The 17483-nt window shown below is 45.0% G+C and carries 14 protein-coding genes; 9 read left to right on the top strand and 5 right to left on the bottom strand.

All coding sequences use genetic code 11. The annotated features are described in order from the left end of the window. Positions 1-204: 204 nt before the first annotated feature. Positions 205-1368, bottom strand: coding sequence for a GuaB3 family IMP dehydrogenase-related protein (locus P2A85_RS23980; protein WP_377475867.1), 1164 nt, complete (start codon positions 1366-1368; stop codon positions 205-207). 110 nt (positions 1369-1478) lie between these two features. Between P2A85_RS23980 and P2A85_RS23975 the strand changes: the two genes are divergently transcribed. Both P2A85_RS23975 and P2A85_RS23970 read left to right on the top strand, forming a co-directional pair. After that, the gene (locus tag P2A85_RS23975) at positions 1479-1871 is read left to right on the top strand and encodes a hypothetical protein (protein WP_377475866.1); all 393 of its coding nucleotides are present in this window, start codon (positions 1479-1481) and stop codon (positions 1869-1871) included. Further along, a complete protein-coding gene (locus tag P2A85_RS23970) occupies positions 1789-2682 on the top strand; it encodes a lipid-A-disaccharide synthase-related protein (protein ID WP_377475865.1) in 894 nt (297 codons plus the stop codon). The genes P2A85_RS23975 and P2A85_RS23970 overlap by 83 nt, the downstream gene beginning before the upstream one ends. A 12-nt stretch (positions 2683-2694) precedes the next feature. On the opposite strand, the gene P2A85_RS23965 is transcribed toward P2A85_RS23970, so the two are convergent. The 3 genes from P2A85_RS23965 to P2A85_RS23955 form a co-directional block, all read right to left on the bottom strand. Continuing rightward, positions 2695-3411, bottom strand: coding sequence for a polysaccharide deacetylase family protein (locus P2A85_RS23965; RefSeq protein ID WP_377475864.1), 717 nt, complete (start codon positions 3409-3411; stop codon positions 2695-2697). 379 nt (positions 3412-3790) lie between these two features. Next, positions 3791-4093, bottom strand: a complete 303-nt coding sequence (locus tag P2A85_RS23960; protein WP_377475863.1) for a type II toxin-antitoxin system RelE/ParE family toxin — start codon at positions 4091-4093, stop codon at positions 3791-3793. After that, positions 4090-4371, bottom strand: coding sequence for a type II toxin-antitoxin system ParD family antitoxin (locus P2A85_RS23955; RefSeq protein WP_377475862.1), 282 nt, complete (start codon positions 4369-4371; stop codon positions 4090-4092). Before P2A85_RS23955 ends, P2A85_RS23960 begins: the two co-directional genes overlap by 4 nt. 274 nt (positions 4372-4645) lie before the next feature. On the opposite strand from P2A85_RS23955, the gene P2A85_RS23950 reads away from it, so the two are divergent. Beyond that, complete coding sequence (locus P2A85_RS23950; protein WP_377475861.1) at positions 4646-10924, top strand: AAA family ATPase; 6279 nt, start codon at positions 4646-4648, stop codon at positions 10922-10924. A gap of 93 nt (positions 10925-11017) precedes the next feature. Further along, complete coding sequence (locus P2A85_RS23945; protein WP_377475860.1) at positions 11018-11146, top strand: hypothetical protein; 129 nt, start codon at positions 11018-11020, stop codon at positions 11144-11146. 244 nt (positions 11147-11390) lie between these two features. On the opposite strand, the gene P2A85_RS23940 is transcribed toward P2A85_RS23945, so the two are convergent. After that, positions 11391-12590 carry a response regulator gene (locus tag P2A85_RS23940; protein ID WP_377475859.1) on the bottom strand — a complete coding sequence of 400 codons (1200 nt, stop codon included), beginning with the start codon at positions 12588-12590 and terminating at the stop codon, positions 11391-11393. Between the two features lie 106 nt (positions 12591-12696). Between P2A85_RS23940 and P2A85_RS23935 the strand changes: the two genes are divergently transcribed. The 5 genes from P2A85_RS23935 to P2A85_RS23915 all read left to right on the top strand — a co-directional run bounded on the left by P2A85_RS23935 (position 12697) and on the right by P2A85_RS23915 (position 17296). Continuing rightward, on the top strand, positions 12697-13437 hold the full coding sequence (locus P2A85_RS23935) for an RNA polymerase sigma factor (RefSeq protein ID WP_377475858.1): 741 nt from the start codon (positions 12697-12699) through the stop codon (positions 13435-13437). Then, entirely contained in the window at positions 13377-15425 is a 2049-nt protein-coding gene (locus P2A85_RS23930; protein WP_377475857.1) for a tetratricopeptide repeat protein, read from the top strand. The genes P2A85_RS23935 and P2A85_RS23930 overlap by 61 nt, the downstream gene beginning before the upstream one ends. A gap of 500 nt (positions 15426-15925) precedes the next feature. Then, positions 15926-16264: a hypothetical protein gene (locus P2A85_RS23925; protein ID WP_377475856.1), complete on the top strand. Its 339-nt coding sequence runs from the start codon at positions 15926-15928 to the stop codon at positions 16262-16264. Then, the gene (locus tag P2A85_RS23920; RefSeq protein WP_377475855.1) at positions 16252-16419 is read left to right on the top strand and encodes a hypothetical protein; all 168 of its coding nucleotides are present in this window, start codon (positions 16252-16254) and stop codon (positions 16417-16419) included. The genes P2A85_RS23925 and P2A85_RS23920 overlap by 13 nt, the downstream gene beginning before the upstream one ends. Then, the gene (locus P2A85_RS23915; RefSeq protein WP_377475854.1) at positions 16403-17296 is read left to right on the top strand and encodes a transposase; all 894 of its coding nucleotides are present in this window, start codon (positions 16403-16405) and stop codon (positions 17294-17296) included. Before P2A85_RS23920 ends, P2A85_RS23915 begins: the two co-directional genes overlap by 17 nt. Positions 17297-17483: the final 187 nt, after the last annotated feature.

Genomic DNA, 17483 nt, shown 5'->3' with positions numbered 1-17483 from the left:
GAGCAAGTAATATCTAGCATTACCGCACAAAAGGAACCGCCCAAACAGTAGTTCGGGCGGAGTGTGGTGTGAGGAGTGAACGGAAACTTGTGTCTCCGCTTACTCTATTGTGACACCTCCACCTCGATAATTCCACAACATTATGTAAATTTCGAGACTATCTCACAAAATTTGTAAAGGTAAGCTTGTACGTTGCAAGCAAATCTACTTACCCATACCCAATTGCTGAGCTTTCTGATAGACCTTACCCTCCGTCAGCAGAGAAGGAGCAATCACCACTTCCACTTGCTGCATCTCCTTAATGTCCTTAGCACCAAGGGTTCCCATGCTAGTTTGCAGAGCTCCTAACAAGTTGTGAGTCCCATCGTCGAGTTGGGCCGGACCTCGGAGAATCTGCTTCAAAGTACCCGTTGTCCCCACGCGAATGCGAGTGCCACGGGGCAAAACGGGGCTGGGGGTTGCCATCCCCCAGTGGAATCCACGGCCGGGGGCTTCTGCGGCCCTAGCGAAGGGAGAACCAATCATCACGCCATCAGCACCACAAGCAATGCACTTACAGATATCGCCACCGGTAATTAAACCACCGTCAGCAATCACCGACACGTATTTGCCAGTTTCGCGATAGTAGTCGTCCCGCGCGGAGGAACAGTCTGCTACTGCTGTTGCTTGGGGAACGCCCACACCCAGCACACCACGGGAAGTACAAGCAGCTCCCGGTCCAATGCCTACCAGAATGCCAGCAGCGCCTGTTTTCATTAGATTGAGGGCGACTTCGTAGGTGACGCAGTTGCCCAAAACTACTGGTATGGGCATCTCTTGGCAAAATTGAGTTAAGTCTAGAGGCGTTACCGATTCCGGGGAAAGGAAAGCTGTTGACACTACAGTTGCTTGTATGAAAAATATATCGGCTCCTGCTGCTGCAACTGTTGAACCGTATTTGCTCGCCCCGGCGGGGGTAGCGCTGACGGCGGCAATCCCTCCTCCATCTTTAATTTCTCTAATTCGCTGACCGATTAATTCTGGCTTGATGGGTTCGGCATAGAGTTTCTGCATCAAGGAGACGAATTCGTGGTTCCCGACAGAAGCGATGCGCTCTAATATTGGCTGGGGGTCGGCATAGCGGGTATAAATTCCTTCTAGGTTGAGGACCCCCAGTGCTCCCAATTCCGACAGCAAAACGGCCATGCGGACATCGACTACTCCGTCCATGGCGCTGGCGATAATCGGGATTTCGCGATCGATCCCGCCAATCTGCCACCTGGTGTCTGCCAGACTCGGATCGAGGGTGCGCTGTCCGGGTACAAGCGCGATTTCATCTATGCCGTAAGCTCGGCGAGCACTTTTGCCCCGCCCAATTTCAATATTCACGCTGTTTCACTTCCACAATGTATTTAAATTAGAGTAACAAAATCGTAGCCTGTCGGCAGGTAGCGATCGCCCAACTCAGTGGAAAAAAGCTCGCTCTTGATTCCGATTATATGAAATTTAAAGGCCTACTCTTCCTCAGTAATGGCCACGGGGAAGACGCGATTAACTGTCAAATTTTGTCCGCTTTGAGAGCATCTGGCTCCGATGTCGATGTCGCCGCGATGCCGATTGTCGGTGACGGGGCAGCTTACGCCCGATCGGGTGTACAGATGATTGGGCCTACCAGTAAAATGCCCTCCGGTGGCGTTTTTTACATGAATCCAATATTTTTGGTCAAAGATATTGGGGCAGGGCTGATTGCTTTGACTTGGCAGCAATTGCGCGCTGTCGTCAAGACATTCGTCTCACTGCGATTTAGTTGTGGCCACTGGGGATATTGTAGTTGCCGCGATCGCCCATTTGACCGATCGCCCCTATATAATTTTTCTGTCCGCTCATTCTAGTTATTATGAAGGTCGAGTCAATTTAGGTTTCATCTTACCGCGTTTACTCTCCTCCCCTAAATGTCTTGCGGTCTTTACCAGAGACGCTTTGACTGCTGCTGACTTAAATCGACAAGGTTTAAAAAAAGCCAAATTTGTCGGCAATCCAGTCATGGACAACCTCCATTCTACTGTCAAAGATTTGCAGTTAATACCAGAAGTTCCGACCATCGCCCTTCTCCCCGGTTCCCGCCTCCCGGAAGCCAGTGACAATTTAATTTTATTACTACAATTAGTTAAAGAAATAGTAGATTTAGGTTCACAACCTCTCCAGTTTATCGCTGCTTTAGTTCCCTCTTTGATGCCAGAATTAGATAATATTGCCCTGCGGTCTGGCTGGGAAAATCACTCAGGAAAACTTTGTTTGTCCGCTCTCCAAGATAATTACCCCCATAAATTAGGTGTGAAAGTGCTTTGCTATTCCGATGCTTTTGCAGATATTTTACAACACGCTAATTTAGTAATTGGCATGACAGGAACTGCTGTAGAACAAGCCGTGGGCTTGGGAAAACCAGTAATTTCCGTAGCCGGAAACGGGCCATCATTTACCTATAGATTTGCGGAAGCTCAACACAGACTTTTAGGTGAATCGGTACAGGTATTTGCCAAACAACCAGCGAACCACGAGGTTCTTAAAGAAGCTGCTTTAGGGGTCTATCGGACTTTGCAAGACGAAGCTTATTTAGCCCGGTGCGCGAAGAATGGCTTAGAAAGAATGGGGCGATCGGGTGCTAGCATCAAGATTGCTGATTTCGCGGTCAACAATCTTTGATCTACAGTTATATTAATTTTTTAGCAACTCAGAAACAGTTTTAAATTTGTAACCTTGAGACTGCAAAGTCTTGACAATAATCTCTGTTGCTGCTACTGTTTTGGAGCGATCGCCTCCGCCATCGTGCATCACCACAATCGAACCAGAACGCACATGATTAATCACCTGATTTGCAATATCTTCCACGGTGTGTGTTTTTTCATAATCTTGGGAGTCCACATCCCACATAATCAATTTTTTGTGCATTTGGGACAGTAAATAAGACAAAACTAAAAATCTCCGACCCCAAGGTGGTCGAAAACTAATACTATCCTGCTTAACGCCTAAATCCCGCAAAAGTTTGTCGGTTTTTGAAATTTCCGCCAGCAGATACTCGCGGGGTTTAAACATCATATCCTTGTGAGAATAGGAATGATTTGCCAACTCATTTCCCCTCGCAATAATCATCGGCACGATTTCAGGATGTTTCTCAATATTGCGACCGATTTCAAAAAAAGTAGCTTTAACTCCATAGCGGTCTAAAATATCTAAAAGCTGATTTGTATAGGGAGGATAGGGGCCGTCATCGTAGGTAAGCGCCACAACTTTCACTTCCGTATCGGCGCGGTTGATGCCGAAATAATTGTGAAATTTAGTAACGTTAATCAGCAGCGATGCTGCGAAAAATAAGGCTATTGTCAAAAGCAGAAACTTTTGTAAATTTTTACCGATTCGCATAGTTGCACGCACTCGATTTAGAATGAAAGCGATCGGGACTTATACCAATTTTTTATGAGGCCCCGTAGAATCAGATCCCCCCTAGCCCCCCTTAATAAGGGGGGGACAAGATCCCGATCAAAGTCCCCCTTCTTAAGGGGGATGCGAGGGGGATCGAGATATGTGCAACTTCACATTAAATTGGTATTACGCACAAAACCTGCATAAACCGGGTTTTTGGCGGTTTCTGCGGACTTTAACGAAGTATTCTCAAAAAAACCCGGTTTCTGACCACCCGTGCATAAGTCCTATTGATGTCAGATGATAGCACGAGCGGGTACTTTTGAGAATTGGGATTAAATTCTGGCATTGGCTATAAAAGGTAGGAAGACAAATAGAAAGTTAGATCGCCCTATTCCCGATCATCAGAAAATAGCATCGGTAAATCCCGTTCTCCCCTCACCACCCTGACAATTTCAATTGCGTTGTTGCGCGATCGATACAGAATAATGTAACCTTTTAAAGCAACACCCCGTAGAAAAGGATCTATTTCCTCATAACTGCGACCCATATTAGGGAAGTTAATTAAATTCCTACACCTTTTATCAAATTCCTCAACAAACCGTTCTCCGGCTTCAATATTTCGATTTGCAAAGTAATCAGAGATTTCATCTAGATCGTGACTAGCCTCTGGGGAGATCGTGTAGCGACTCATCTTTGGTTCTCCCGCATTTTGCGGAATTTTTCCTGCAATCTCGCTACAACAATTTCTCCATCAATTCCTTCACCGCGATCGAGTTGAGCTATTCCTAATGCTACCTTGGGCTGCGTTTCTTCTACCCATTTTTGATAGCTGTCCATCTCTTGTTGTTGGCTGCTGCGCGTTAGGAGTTCCAATGCGGCCGCGATTATATCATCAGCCGAAGGATATCTGCCACTTTTAATCTGCATTTCAATGAATTTTTTGTGTTCAGGCTGGAGAGTAATTTTCATACAGTTTACCTTTAAAAACATTTAGCCATTATTATATCGTTTTCACTTGTCGGCTTGAGATAACTGCCATGAAAGATCTCATACCAAGGTTTCGGTCTACTGGTACGTAAGTCCTCTTAATGTCAGATTATAGCACGATCGGAGGCAGATTAGTCTTGACATTCTCCTGAAGAAAAATGTTAGACTCGTAAGAGATATTACCTACTCATAATTCTACCTTTTAGACTAGAGACAAAAAAAGCTGTAGTTCACAAGTACGAAAGCGAATTTCAACATGATTTCACTGCCAGATATCACAATTGTCAGCCAAATTTACGAAAGTGCTAATTCACTCGTATACCGAGGCATCCTGAATCAAAATCAGCAACCATTGATTTTGAAACTCCTCAAACAGGAGTATCCGAACCCAGCCGAACTCTACCGCTATCAGCAGGAATACGAAATCACTTGCCGTCTTAATATAGAGGAAACAATTAAAGCCTACGAACTGCGAAAATATCAGAACACACAAGTCATGTTGTTGGAGGATTTTGGCGGAGAATCATTAAAAATTCTGCTGGAACGTCGTACCTTTTCAGTATCAGAGTTTCTCCACCTTGCCATCCAAATTACACAGGCTTTAGGCAAAGTTCATCAAAACAAAGTCATTCACAAAGATCTCAATTCATCTAACATTGTCTTGAATCTTCAAACCGGACAATTAAAAATCATTGACTTTGGCTTATCTACCATCCTATCCCAAGAAAATCCCAGCCTCAAAAGTCCTAATCTTCTAGAAGGAACATTAGCTTATATTTCCCCCGAACAAACAGGACGGATGAATCGAGTAATCGACTACCGCACCGACTTTTATTCTCTGGGCGTTACTTTCTATGAACTGCTAACCAACCAGTTGCCTTTTGAATCCGTCGATGCACTAGAGTTAGTCCATTGCCATATTGCCAAACAACCCACTCCACCTCATGAAATTAATTCCGAAATTCCCTTGAATGTCTCAGAAATTGTCATGAAGTTAATGGCCAAAAATGCGGAAGATAGATATCAGAGTGCTTGGGGAATCAAGGCAGATTTAAAAACTTGTCTCGCTCAATCTAGAACTGGTGAAATTAAAGCTTTTTCCTTGGGATACCAAGACATTTATCCTCAATTACAACTCCCTCAAAAACTGTACGGGAGAGAATCACAGATTGAGTCCTTATTGGCTGCATTTGTTCGCGTAGCTTCGGGAGAAGAGAAACAACTAGGGGCGAGCAACCCAACGACAACTGAGTCACAAAATTGTCAGCGACAAGGACAAACTGAACTCATGCTAATTTCTGGATACTCTGGTATTGGAAAATCAGCTTTAGTTCAGGAATTGTCTAAACTCATTACTCAAAAAAGCGGCTACTTTATAGCAGGGAAATTTGACCAGTTGCAACGCGATATTCCCTATCAAGCTTTAGTCGCGGCTTTCCAAGAATTGGTGCGGCAATTGCTCACCGAAACTCAACCCCAATTACAACAGTGGCAAGAGCAGATTCAACGCGCATTAGGCAGCAACGGACAAATTATTATTGATGTTATTCCCGAAGTTGAACTGATTATTGGCAAACAGAATCCCGTCCCAGAATTGCCACCAACAGAAGCACAAAATCGGTTTAATTTAGCTTTTCAAAACTTGATTCATGTCTTTTGTCAAAAAGATCATCCCCTTGTCCTATTTCTAGACGACCTTCAATGGACAGACAGCGCTACGCTGCAATTGCTCCAGTTGATAATGACCGATTTTACTACTCAATATCTGTTTGTAATCGGAGCTTATCGAGATAACGAAGTCACTGCAACTCATCCTGCAATGCTGACTTTATCTGAGATGAAAAAGCAGGGAGTAGTAATTAATCATCTCTCCCTTTCACCCCTAAATTTAAACCAGGTTAATGAATTCATTGCGGATACGCTGAAAACCGATCGCATCCAGGCGCAAAGATTAGCCGATTTGGTTTGGCAAAAAACACAAGGAAATCCGTTTTTTATCAAAGAGTTTCTGAAGTCACTTTATACAGAGCAATTGCTGAAATTTGATACTAATGCTGGGGCTTTGTCTTGGGATTTAGAGCAAATTATAACTAGGAATATTACTGATAACGTTGTTGAGTTCATGGCAGATAAAATTCAAACGTTATCAGGGTCAGCACAAAAAGTTTTACGATTAGCCGCTTGTATTGGCAACCAATTTGATTTACCAACCCTTTCAATTATTAATGAAACTTCTCCAAAAGCAGCGGCTAATGAATTGTGGGATGCCATTCAATCGGGATTGATATTACCCCTTGGGGATGGTTACAAATTCCTAAAAACAAACCGAGATGCGAATGACTTAAACATTACTTATAAATTTGCTCACGATCGCATCCAGCAAGCCGCCTATTCCCTAATTCCCCCAGCCGACAAGCAAGCAGTTCACTGGAAAATCGGGCAACTGCTGTTACAAAATACACCACCAGAGGTACTCCAACAAAAGATTTTTGATATTGTCAATCAACTAAACTTAGGTATTGAAGCAATTGACGTTCAGTTAGAAAGAGATAAACTTGCTCAATTAAATCTGATTGCTGGCAAAAAAGCGAAGGCATCAGCAGCTTGGAAACCCGCCTGGAATTACTTAAGCGTTGGTATAAATTGCCTGAGTGCAGATAGTTGGCTTCGTCAGTATGACCTAACTCTGACACTGTATGTGGAAACAGTAGAAGCTGCTATCTTGAGTAGCCACGTTGAGGAAATGGAAAAATTGGCTGAGCTTGTGCTTCAACAAGCTCCTTCGTTGCTGGACAAAGTGAAAGTCTATGAAGTCAAGATTCAAGCTTATACAGCACAAAACAAACCTCTGCAAGCGATAGAAACGGCACTTTCAGTATTAAAGCTGTTGGGGATTCGCTTTCCCAAAAAACCAACAAAATTAAATATTTTCCTTGAACTGGCTCAGACAAAGTTAAGTTTAGCAGGGAAGCGAATCGAGGAGTTAATCGACCTACCAGTGATGACTGACCCTTATAAGCTGGCCGCTATGCGTATCCTCTCAAGTGTAGTTTCTGCTGCCCATTTTGCCACACCTGAACTCCTGCCGCTGATGGTGTTTAAACAGGTCAATTTATCCATCAAATACGGGAATACTTCAGTGTCTTCTTGTGCCTATGCTACTTACGGACTAATTCTGTCTGGAGAAACCGTAGGAGACATTGAGACTGGTTATCAATTTGGGCAACTTGCTCTCTTGTTACTCGATAATTTTCATGCTAAAGAACTCAAAGCCCGAACCATATTTATTGTTAATTACTTTGTCAAACATTGGAAAGAGCATCTTAGAGAAACCTTAAACCCTTTGCAGAATGCTTACTCGATCGCTCTAGAAACTGGAGACTTAGAATATGCAGCTTATGCAGTTTGCGTATACTGCTACCATTCCTATGTATTGGGTAAGGAATTGGCAACAGTGGAGCGAGAAATGGCAATGTACAGTAATACCCTCAGCCAACTGAAGCAAGAAACATCATATTACTACAACCAACTCAATCGACAGGTTTTATTGAACTTGATGGGACAGGCTGAAGATAAGTGCCGTTTAATTGGTGAAAGCTATGACGAAACAAAAATGTTGCCTCTACATATAGAGGCGAATGCTCAAAATCTTTGTCGCTCCCTCTATTTTTTTAAGTTAGTTCTCTGCTATATTTTTCAAGACTATCAGCAAGCTATAGAAAATGCTAAATCAGCCGAAAAATATAGCGATAGTGCTGTAGGCACTATTCCTCTATATCATTTCTATAATTCTTTAGTCCATCTTGCCATCTATTCTGACGCACCGAAATTCGAGCAAAAACTCATCCTCCAGAAGGTAAAAGCCAACCAGAAAAATATCAAAAAATGGGCGCAGTTTGCTCCGATGACTCACCTCCATAAATTCTATCTCGTGGAGGCAGAACGATATCGAGTTTTGGGTGAAAATGCTAGGGCGATCGACTACTACGATCGCGCCATTGCCTTAGCCAAAGAACATGACTACATCAACGAAGAGGCTTTGGCTAATGAATTGGCTGCCAAGTTTTACCTCGCTTGGGGGAAAGAGCAAGTTGCCGAAGCCTATATGAGAAATGCTTACTACTGCTATTTACGTTGGGGTGCAACAGCTAAAATGACAGATTTGAAACGGCAGTATCCACAACTTTTAAAGCGTTTTACGACAGCCAATACGTCCATAAATTCGCGCAACAGCCTACCTAATACTTCTGGAACCATTTCAGGTGAAATCCTGGATTTGGCAGCATTGATGAAAGCATCTGGGGCGATCGCCAGTGAAATTGAGCTGGATAAACTCCTCACGACTTTGATGAGAATCCTGCTCGAAAGTTGCGGGGCACAAACTGGCTATCTAATTTTAGAGTCTCAAGGACAACTAAGAGTCGAAGCGTCAGGCGAGGCTAACTCAGATCGGGTGATGGTGTTGCAATCGACTCCAATAGAAACCAGCCTGCCTTTGTCGATTATTCACTATGTTGAAAGGACTCAGGAAGGACTGATTGAAACCAATGTTGCCCGTGAAGGCAGATTTACCCAAGATGCTTATATCAAAACACAGCAGCCCAAGTCGATTCTTTGCGCTCCTCTGCTCAATCAAGGGCAATTAATTGGCATTGTTTACTTGGAAAATAATTTAGCAGATGGTGTCTTTACACCCGATCGCTTGGAACTAATTCAACTATTATCAAGTCAGGCGGCGATCGCCCTTACTAACGCTAGACTCTATACTCAGGTACAATCGACACAAAACCGCCTGAATAAATTCCTCAATGCCATACCTCTAGGCATCTCCGTTCACGACGCCAAAGGACAAATCATTTACACCAATCAAGTTGCACAGCAATTACTGAATATTCAAGATTTACCAAAAACAGAAACCCAGCAACTATCACAAACTTATGGCGTTTATCGGGCCGGCAGTGGGGAGATATATCCAGTCGAACAGTTGCCCATGGTGCGATCGCTTAGCGGTGAAAAAGCACGAGCAGATGACTTGGAAATACATCACAGCGACGGGAGCATTTTTGTAGAATCAACCAGTACGCCAATTTTTGATGAGACGGGTAATGTAGAATATGCGATCGCAGCTTTTCAAGATATTAGCGATCGCAAACAGGCCGAGATGACGCTGATTGAAAATGTCCGCTTAGAACAGGAAATTAGCGATCGCAAAAAAACAGAAGCAGAACTCGAACAAGCAAAAGAAGCAGCCATTGCCGCCAACCTCGCCAAAAGCACCTTCCTTGCCAATATGAGCCACGAATTGCGAACTCCCCTCAACGCCATTCTCGGCTTTTCTCAACTGATGGAGCGGGATACAAATCTGTTAAATGAACAAAAAGAAAACCTAAACATCATTCATCGCAGTGGAGATCATTTGTTAACCCTGATTAATCAAGTGCTTGACTTGTCCAAAGTCGAAGCCGGACGCATGACGCTATCAGAAAATAATTTAGACCTCCATCACTTCCTAGCTGATATCGAAGATATGTTTGTCTTAAAAGCCAAAGATCAAGGCTTACAATTACGAGTTGAATGTGCTGCCGATGTTCCCAAATACATCTACGCTGATGAAGTTAAGTTACGGCAAGTGCTAATTAATTTAATCGGTAATGCCGTCAAGTTTACCTCTTCTGGAAGCGTGTCTGTAGAAGTAAAAAGTAAAAATGCCAAAGGCAAAAGTGAAGCCGAAACACAAATAACAAACAACCAACAACCAACAACCATTACCTTTGAAATAAAAGATACGGGAGTTGGCATGGAATCAGAGGAATTGAAGCAACTATTCAAGCCCTTCGTGCAAACAGCATCAGGTCAAAAAGTGCAGCAAGGAACCGGATTAGGACTGACGATTAGCCGTCAATTTGTCCGCTTGATGGGAGGTGAAATAACTGTCATTAGTGACGGTAAAGCTTTCACTCCCGGAATGCCTCTGGGGGAATTATCTGATGATACGACGGCTATACCAATATCTGGTACAACATTTCAATTTGATATTTCTGTGAGTATTGCTGATGGAAACCAAATTCAAAACCAACCCTACAATCGTCGCGTTGTTGCTTTAGCGCCCAATCAACCCCCATATCGCATCCTAGTGGTGGACGATCAAGATGACAATCGGAAACTGTTAATTAAACTCCTCAAACCTGTTGGTTTTGAAGTGCAAGAAGCGACTAACGGTATGGAAGCCCTGGAAATTTGGGATTCATACTCACCGCATCTCATCTGGATGGACATGAGAATGCCCGTTATGGATGGTTATGAAGCCACGAAACAGATTAAAACTACAACCAAAGGACAGGCAACTGTTGTGATTGCCTTAACTGCTAGCGTCTGGGAAGAAGAAAAGGCAGTTATTTTATCGGCTGGCTGCGATGATTTTGTGCGAAAACCATTTCAAAAAGAGGTCATTTTTGACATCATGGCTAAACATTTGGATGTCAGTTATATTTATCATGAGCCAGAGCTACCATCTTCTGCTTATAATGTGACATGAGAACCGTTAAATTCAACTGATTTATTAGCAGGAATATCAAAAAAATGGATTGTCAAATTGCATGAAGCAGCCCTTGACGCGGATTCCGAATTAGTGTCTCAACTCCTTAAGGAAATTCCTGAATCTCACGCTTTCGAGCTTCAAACTCTCAGAAATTGGGTGAAAAAATTTCAGTTTGAGAAGATTCTGGATTTAACTGAACCCTTGGTTGGTGAATCTTGATACAGCAGATTGCAGGTTTATGAAGTACACCGCGCGATCGATCCCCCCTAGCCCCCCTTAAGAAGGGGGGGACAAGAGTATTCAAAGTCCCCCGACCTAAGGGGGATTTAGGGGGATCTAGACTCAGCTAAAAGCGAGATTTATCAGGCATTTCAAAGTCCCCCGACCTAAGGGGGATTTAGGGGGATCTAGACTCAGTTAAAAGCGAGATTTCTTGGGTCGGATTGCGTAAGTCCCGTTTATGCTATTTGATGCTAGTATGTGGTTGATTCAGTTCCATCATTGACTTTAATGGCGACTGTTTTAAGTCTGTAAGATCGCGGATGGTAATTGAGCAACCGTCTGCCAATCTCACAGCAGTGAAATAATAGCATTTGCCAAGGTCATCACTTTCTAGATGAACCTCTCCTTCAAGGGATTCTCCAGTCTCAACAACCTCTACTAATAAATCAAACAATCCTGGAATCAATTGATTAAGCAGTTTTTTCATCAAGGGTGCGCCCGCGAGTTCGGCTCGTTTTTTGCCTAACAGTTTAGCAAAGACAGGGTTAACTACCAAGCAGCGAAAATCTTCAATTTCTCCCGCGATATCCGCCCTCACCGTCTGCACTGCTGCTATTCCATCCAGAGATGAGTTGAGCAAATTTGCCAGCAGGATGCGAGATTGGTAGGCTATTTCTGCGATTTGCTGGTGTCGATCGATCGCTTGTTTAAGCTGGCGTTTTTGGCGCCCAATAGTGACCTGAGTTTCGAGGCGCACTAGCACTTCTTCCGGCTCAAAAGGTTTAGAAATGTAGTCAACTCCCCCTACCTTAAAAGCTTTAACTTTATCAAATATTTGGTCAAGTGCGCTTAAGAAAATAATGGGAATTTCTGAGGTGTTTTCATCTGATTTGAGGGCTTCGCAAACTTGATAGCCGTCCATGTCTGGCATTTTAATGTCCAGCAATATAGCATCAGGGGTATGATTCCGAACAGTCCTCAAGGCCATCGCACCATTAGTGACACCGCGAACTTTATACCCATTTTTAGTGATAACTTCTGTTAGAAAATTCAGATTTTCTGGGATGTCATCAACAATTAAAATGTTGCCTTTGGAAGTTTCTAATTCATTGATGTCACTTTCTCCTACCAAAGCCATCGCCATAAGTTCGCCTTCGCCTTTGGCCTCGGCGAGATCAGTTGTGGTGCTTTGCTTCTCTAGCAGAGAGCGGAAGTTATATTTAGTAACTTTTTCCCCCATTAAGTCTGAAATGCGCTGCCACAGGAGAGAAGATGAATCTTTGATATGTCCAACGCTGAGGTACAAGCTGTCAGCAACGGCACTATAAGTTGCGTTTTTCCAAGCAGCTTTTAAGATTGCCCGATCGAGAAAATTTAACGATTTACTGGTTTTGGAGTCTAAGGCTGATTCGATAAATTCTAGGGCTTCTTCAAAAGTCATATACACATCCCATCGGCTAAGGTTTGTCCAGTTTTGCACCTTAATTTTGAGTTACGCACCGTAGTAAGTCGGTGGAGAAATTCCTAATAACTATTATGACAGGTTATTGACCATTACGATCGGGGCGATCGCTCCCGCTGCTGATTCCACCTTGTCGAAACCCGCAAAAGGCGATCGCGGCCGCCTAATTCTTGTTGAAAAAATCACCAACCTCCGAGCTTGGCTGATTCGCTTAACCCATAATCTATGTATAGATATACACCGAGAACGTCGCCGGAAAGCAATGCAGATCGAGGATATTGAAGCAGTAGCTGCTACAGGAAATTCAGCAGTTATTTCTGGTTTGGACTCTCCTGAAGAGACACTTCTGCATCATGAGTTGGGGAAATACATTCGTCGCGCTATTGATTCTCTTCCTTCTCGATTACGCAATCCGTTTATCCTGCGTTACTGCCACCAAATTGCCTATCAAGATATTGCCCAACAACTTGCTCTCTCACTAGATAACGTTTACAAGCGCATCCAACAGGCGCGAGAGATTCTGCAAAAGCGTTTGAGCAGGTATTTGTCAGGGTTGGATGATGCTCTGTTAGATTCCTCCGAGTCGTCTAAAAAGAGGGACGTTGCCTTGAGCAAGGATGATTTTGCTGTAGGGGTAGTGCCCGAGTGCCTACCGCGTCAAGATTGTGGGGCGGGGGGATTGCCCCTACAATCCGATGAAACGATCGCCCCCGCCCCCATCCCTCGGAACATTGGCGAGACAATTAATTATCAGGTAACAGCAATATGTCTAGAAACACTACACTCCGGGTGGCATCCCTCACTCAGTCCTCTGGGGTGGAACTGAACGCTTACTTGATTGCAGACTCGAAGCCAACCCGACAAGACCAGAAGCTGAAAACATTAAGTGAGTACGTGCAGCAGTATCCATCTGGGTGGAAGAAACGGTTGGAATTGGCGAATCTGCTGTATGAAATCGGTCATATTGAGCAGGCGGTTGAGGAATATCGCCAAGTGCTCGATCGGCAGCAACCACCATCGATCGGCGTCCACTTGCAATTGGCGAAACTCTTGCAGCTTATGGGACAAGAGGTTGAAGCAATAGCGGTTTATGAAAGTGCCTTGGCCAATGCACGCAATCAGGCGACTCGGCAGCATATCAGCGGCTCGATCGCAGTCTGTAGAGGTGACACTCAGGCAGCGATACTGGCTTTTGAGTCGGCGGCTTCCCTAGAACCAGATAATGCGGCTCACTGGCTGGCGTTGGGGCAGGTGCAAATGGGGAGAGGCGATGCGGTTGCAGCTTTGCGAGGCTTTGATGCCGTTTTGTCACTGCACCCGGAGGATATTGTCGCGTCGATCGGCAGCTACGACGCTCTGGTGGCGGTGGGGAACGTGCGCCCAGCGCAGCGGCGGTTGAGCAAAGCGCTAGAGGTGGCTCCGGGTGATTTTGGGGTACTCAAACGACTGGCGGATACTCGTTGCCGGATGAGATTGGTATCGGGTGAGGAGGGGAAGCAGACTAAAAAGACGATCGCTTCTGTGCTGCAACTGGCTCCTGATGCGGCGGACGGTCATGAGTTGCTAGCATATTATCACCTTTTCCGGGGGGAGTCGGCTAACGGGGTGGCGGTGTTGGAAGGGTTTACCGAGGAACACCCCAATCATCCTAGGGGTTGGTATTCCTATGGGCGTTACTTGTTCCACACGGGGGAATATCAGAGGGCGGCGGCGGCGATGCTGGAGGCTTATCGTCTGTATCCCCAGGATTGTGAAATTTATCGGGCGTTGTGTGAAATTTTGTCTGTTATCTCTCCCCCAGTCTCTCTCGATCCCCCCCAGCCCCCCTTAAAAAGGGGGGAGCTAGAGCAGGCAAAGTCTTCTCCTTCACGGGGGGAGCTAGAGGAGGCAAAGCCTTCTAACTGCAAGGGGGGAACTCCTCTCAAAGTCCCCCTTTTTAAGGGGGATTTAGGGGGATCTCACCGTCCTCTCAAAGTCCCCCTCGATCCCCCCCAGCCCCCCTTAACAAGGGGGGAGCTAGAGCAGGCAAAGTCTTCTAATTGCAAGGGGGGAACTCCTCTGGAAGTCCCCCTTGTTAAGGGGGATTTAGGGGGATCTCACCGTCGTCTCAAAGTCCCCCTCGATCCCCCCCAGCCCCCCTTAACAAGGGGGGAGCTAGAGCAGGCAAAGTCTTCTAATTGCAAGGGGGGAACTCCTCTGGAAGTCCCCCTTGTTAAGGGGGATTTAGGGGGATCGAACAATCAAGTAACCCTGGCATCAATAGTAGAAGAGATGCTCGATCGTTTTCCCGATCGCTGGAGTGTTTGGACGACGGCGGGGCGGGTGTTGGTGGAAAGTTTTCAGGAAATCGATCGGGGCTGTGCTGTCTCTGTGCGGGGGACGCAACTTGAACCGCAGTTACCTGAAGCTTGGTTTTGTCACGGGCGGGTGTTGGCGCTGGCGGGGAAACACCGGGAAGGGGTGGAGGCTTTGGCGCAAGGATGGCAGTTGTTACCGGAAGATGGGGGTTATCTGCAATCGGTGTCTGCTGCGGTGTGGCTGGGGGAGAGTTATGGAGTGTTGGGGGATGAGGTGGCGAGTCGGAAATGGTTGGAAAAGGCTTGTCAGTTCCGGGAATTGATGGAGTTTGACCCAGCGATGGCTGGTTACTGGCAAGGAAGAGCGTTGTTGGGGTTGGGGGATGTGACGGAGGCAGTGGAGGCCTATCGAGGTGCGCTGAGTCGGCGGTTGCTCTACCCTTTTCACGGGGAGGTTGAGGAGGCTGTGAAACGGCTCAAAGGTAAGAGGCGAAAGGGTTCTCGTGCTAAAGCGTAGAGCCTTGACTTCTTCGGGAAGTCGGGGATCTGAACCTCTCAGAGTGCATTGAGTTAGGAAAAAACAGCCTCTAACTCGAAAAATTCAGAAATTGACCTCTGGATTCGTCTTATAGGTGTAGAGACAAAAATACAATTTTGTCTCGACTAACAACCCAAATCAAACTAATCTCAAAGGAGGCTAATTATGCGACGTAGATTTTTCTAAAACCAATATTTTTTCAGCACAACTACATTTGTAAGCTGATTAAATGTGATTTAAAGATGTAGGGTGGGCACTGCTAGCCCTGTCAAGGTGTTCCTTATTTAGGCATTGTTCGTGAGTCTTGAACGGCAACGGTCGCTGGCGACAAGCTTGGCAACTCCACGAGTAAACTTAGATCAGCGACTGTTGCCGTTCTCTTCGACTTTTGGCTTTCAGTATAATGGTTGAATCTCTCTATGACTAGCGTGCAAACTGTTGGCTCACGTCATTGTACAGCATTTAGGAGGACTAAGTAAATGTTAGATGCCATCTTTGAACGATTTGTCAAGCTCAGTCCTGTTAGCGTCATGGTACGTGGCTTAATGGAACGAGTATTCAACACAGAACAACTCAACTCTATATTTGAAAATCATGCCAAAAATCAGTACACGCGAGAGCTGCTATTCTCCAGCATAGTGGATTTAATGAGCCTGGTAGTTTGTGGCATCTATCCTTCGGTGAATGCTGCATACCGAGCTAAAGCTTCATCCCTGAATGTGAGTCGAACTGCTGTCTATGACAAACTGAATGGGATTGAATTAAATGTCAGTGCTGCACGGCGTTACGAGAAACTGCTGCATCTATGGCTGATGTGATGCAATTTCTGGGAGATTCTCCACCAAAGTTACTGGCTCCTTATCAACTCAGAATCATTGATGGTAACTGTTTAGCTGCAACAGATCATCGGCTCGAAGCCCTGAAACCTTATGCAGCTAAAGCTTTGCCTGGTAAGTATGCAGGTCGTACTTGACCCGGACTTGAGAATGGCGATTGATGTGTTTCCTTGTGAGGATGGTCACGCTCAGGAACGTTCTTTATTTGAGTCGGTATTACAGCGGGTCAAAGCTGGTGAATTATGGATTGCCGATCGCAATATGTGTACTCAAGGGTTTCTCTTTGGTATCTGTAAAACCTCTGCTGATTTTTTGATCCGAGAACATAAAAGTCTGCCACAGGAACCGATCGGTGAATTGGAATTCCAATGTGATGTAGAAACAGGCTCGATTTTTGAACAAACAGTTGCTCTCACCTATGAGGGTAGCTGTTTGAAAGTGCGACGGGTAGTATTGCGTTTGAAAAAAGTTACTCGTGATGGCGATCGGGAAATTGCCATACTTACTACTCTACCTCAAACTGTTGCCAGTGCGGCCGATGTCGCTCAGTTATATCGGGGGCGTTGGAGTGTTGAAACTCTGTTCCAAATAGTTACCAAGAATTTTGAGGGCGAAATTCAAACCTTGGGTTATCCGAAAGCTGCTTTGTTTTCTTTTTGTCTAGCTCTGGTTTCTTATAATATTTTAGCTGTGGTCCGAAGAGCTCTGGGCAGTGTACATGGTGTGGGAAAAATTGAGTCGAGTCTTTCAGAATTCTACCTGGTTGATGAAATTCAAGGGACTTATCGGGGAATGACTATAGCCTGTGAACCTGATAATTGGTCACATCTGAAGGCTTTATCCCTGTCTCAATTAGCCGATTTTCTGTTGGATTTGGCCGGGCGAGTGAATTTGAAGTCTTTTCTCAAGCAGCCACGTTCCCCTAAGAAGAAGAAACCACCTTTGATTGTGGACTCGCGTCACCGTCACCTTTCTACAGCAAGGCTTTTAGACCAGGCTCGGCAGTCACCTTGACAGGGCTAGCACTGCTCACCCTACATCTTTTGTTGCTGACCTTAATTCAATGACACAATCTGGTGCAATGGGTGGAAATTATAGTTCTCGTGCTTGAGGGTGTATTGAGCTAGGAAAAAACAGCCTCTAACTCGAAAAATTCAGAAATTGACCTCTGGATTCGTCTTATAGGTGTAGAGACCATTAA

Source organism: Microcoleus anatoxicus, from assembly GCF_042465725.1.
Lineage (GTDB): Bacteria > Cyanobacteriota > Cyanobacteriia > Cyanobacteriales > Microcoleaceae > Microcoleus > Microcoleus anatoxicus.
Note: the sequence above shows the minus strand (reverse complement) of the source record. Positions and strands in the feature narration are given on the sequence as shown.

Bases quoted from the DNA above. Each gene is read 5' to 3' on its own strand.
- P2A85_RS23975 (WP_377475866.1), top strand. From the start codon at position 1,479: ATGAAATTTAAAGGCCTACTCTTCCTCAGTAATGGCCACGGGGAAGAC.
- P2A85_RS23960 (WP_377475863.1), bottom strand. From the start codon at position 4,093: ATGAGTCGCTACACGATCTCCCCAGAGGCTAGTCACGATCTAGATGAA.
- P2A85_RS23955 (WP_377475862.1), bottom strand. From the start codon at position 4,371: ATGAAAATTACTCTCCAGCCTGAACACAAAAAATTCATTGAAATGCAG.
- P2A85_RS23950 (WP_377475861.1), top strand. From the start codon at position 4,646: ATGATTTCACTGCCAGATATCACAATTGTCAGCCAAATTTACGAAAGT.
- P2A85_RS23940 (WP_377475859.1), bottom strand. From the start codon at position 12,590: ATGACTTTTGAAGAAGCCCTAGAATTTATCGAATCAGCCTTAGACTCC.
- P2A85_RS23930 (WP_377475857.1), top strand. From the start codon at position 13,377: ATGTCTAGAAACACTACACTCCGGGTGGCATCCCTCACTCAGTCCTCT.
- P2A85_RS23925 (WP_377475856.1), top strand. From the start codon at position 15,926: ATGTTAGATGCCATCTTTGAACGATTTGTCAAGCTCAGTCCTGTTAGC.
- P2A85_RS23920 (WP_377475855.1), top strand. From the start codon at position 16,252: ATGGCTGATGTGATGCAATTTCTGGGAGATTCTCCACCAAAGTTACTG.
- P2A85_RS23915 (WP_377475854.1), top strand. From the start codon at position 16,403: ATGCAGGTCGTACTTGACCCGGACTTGAGAATGGCGATTGATGTGTTT.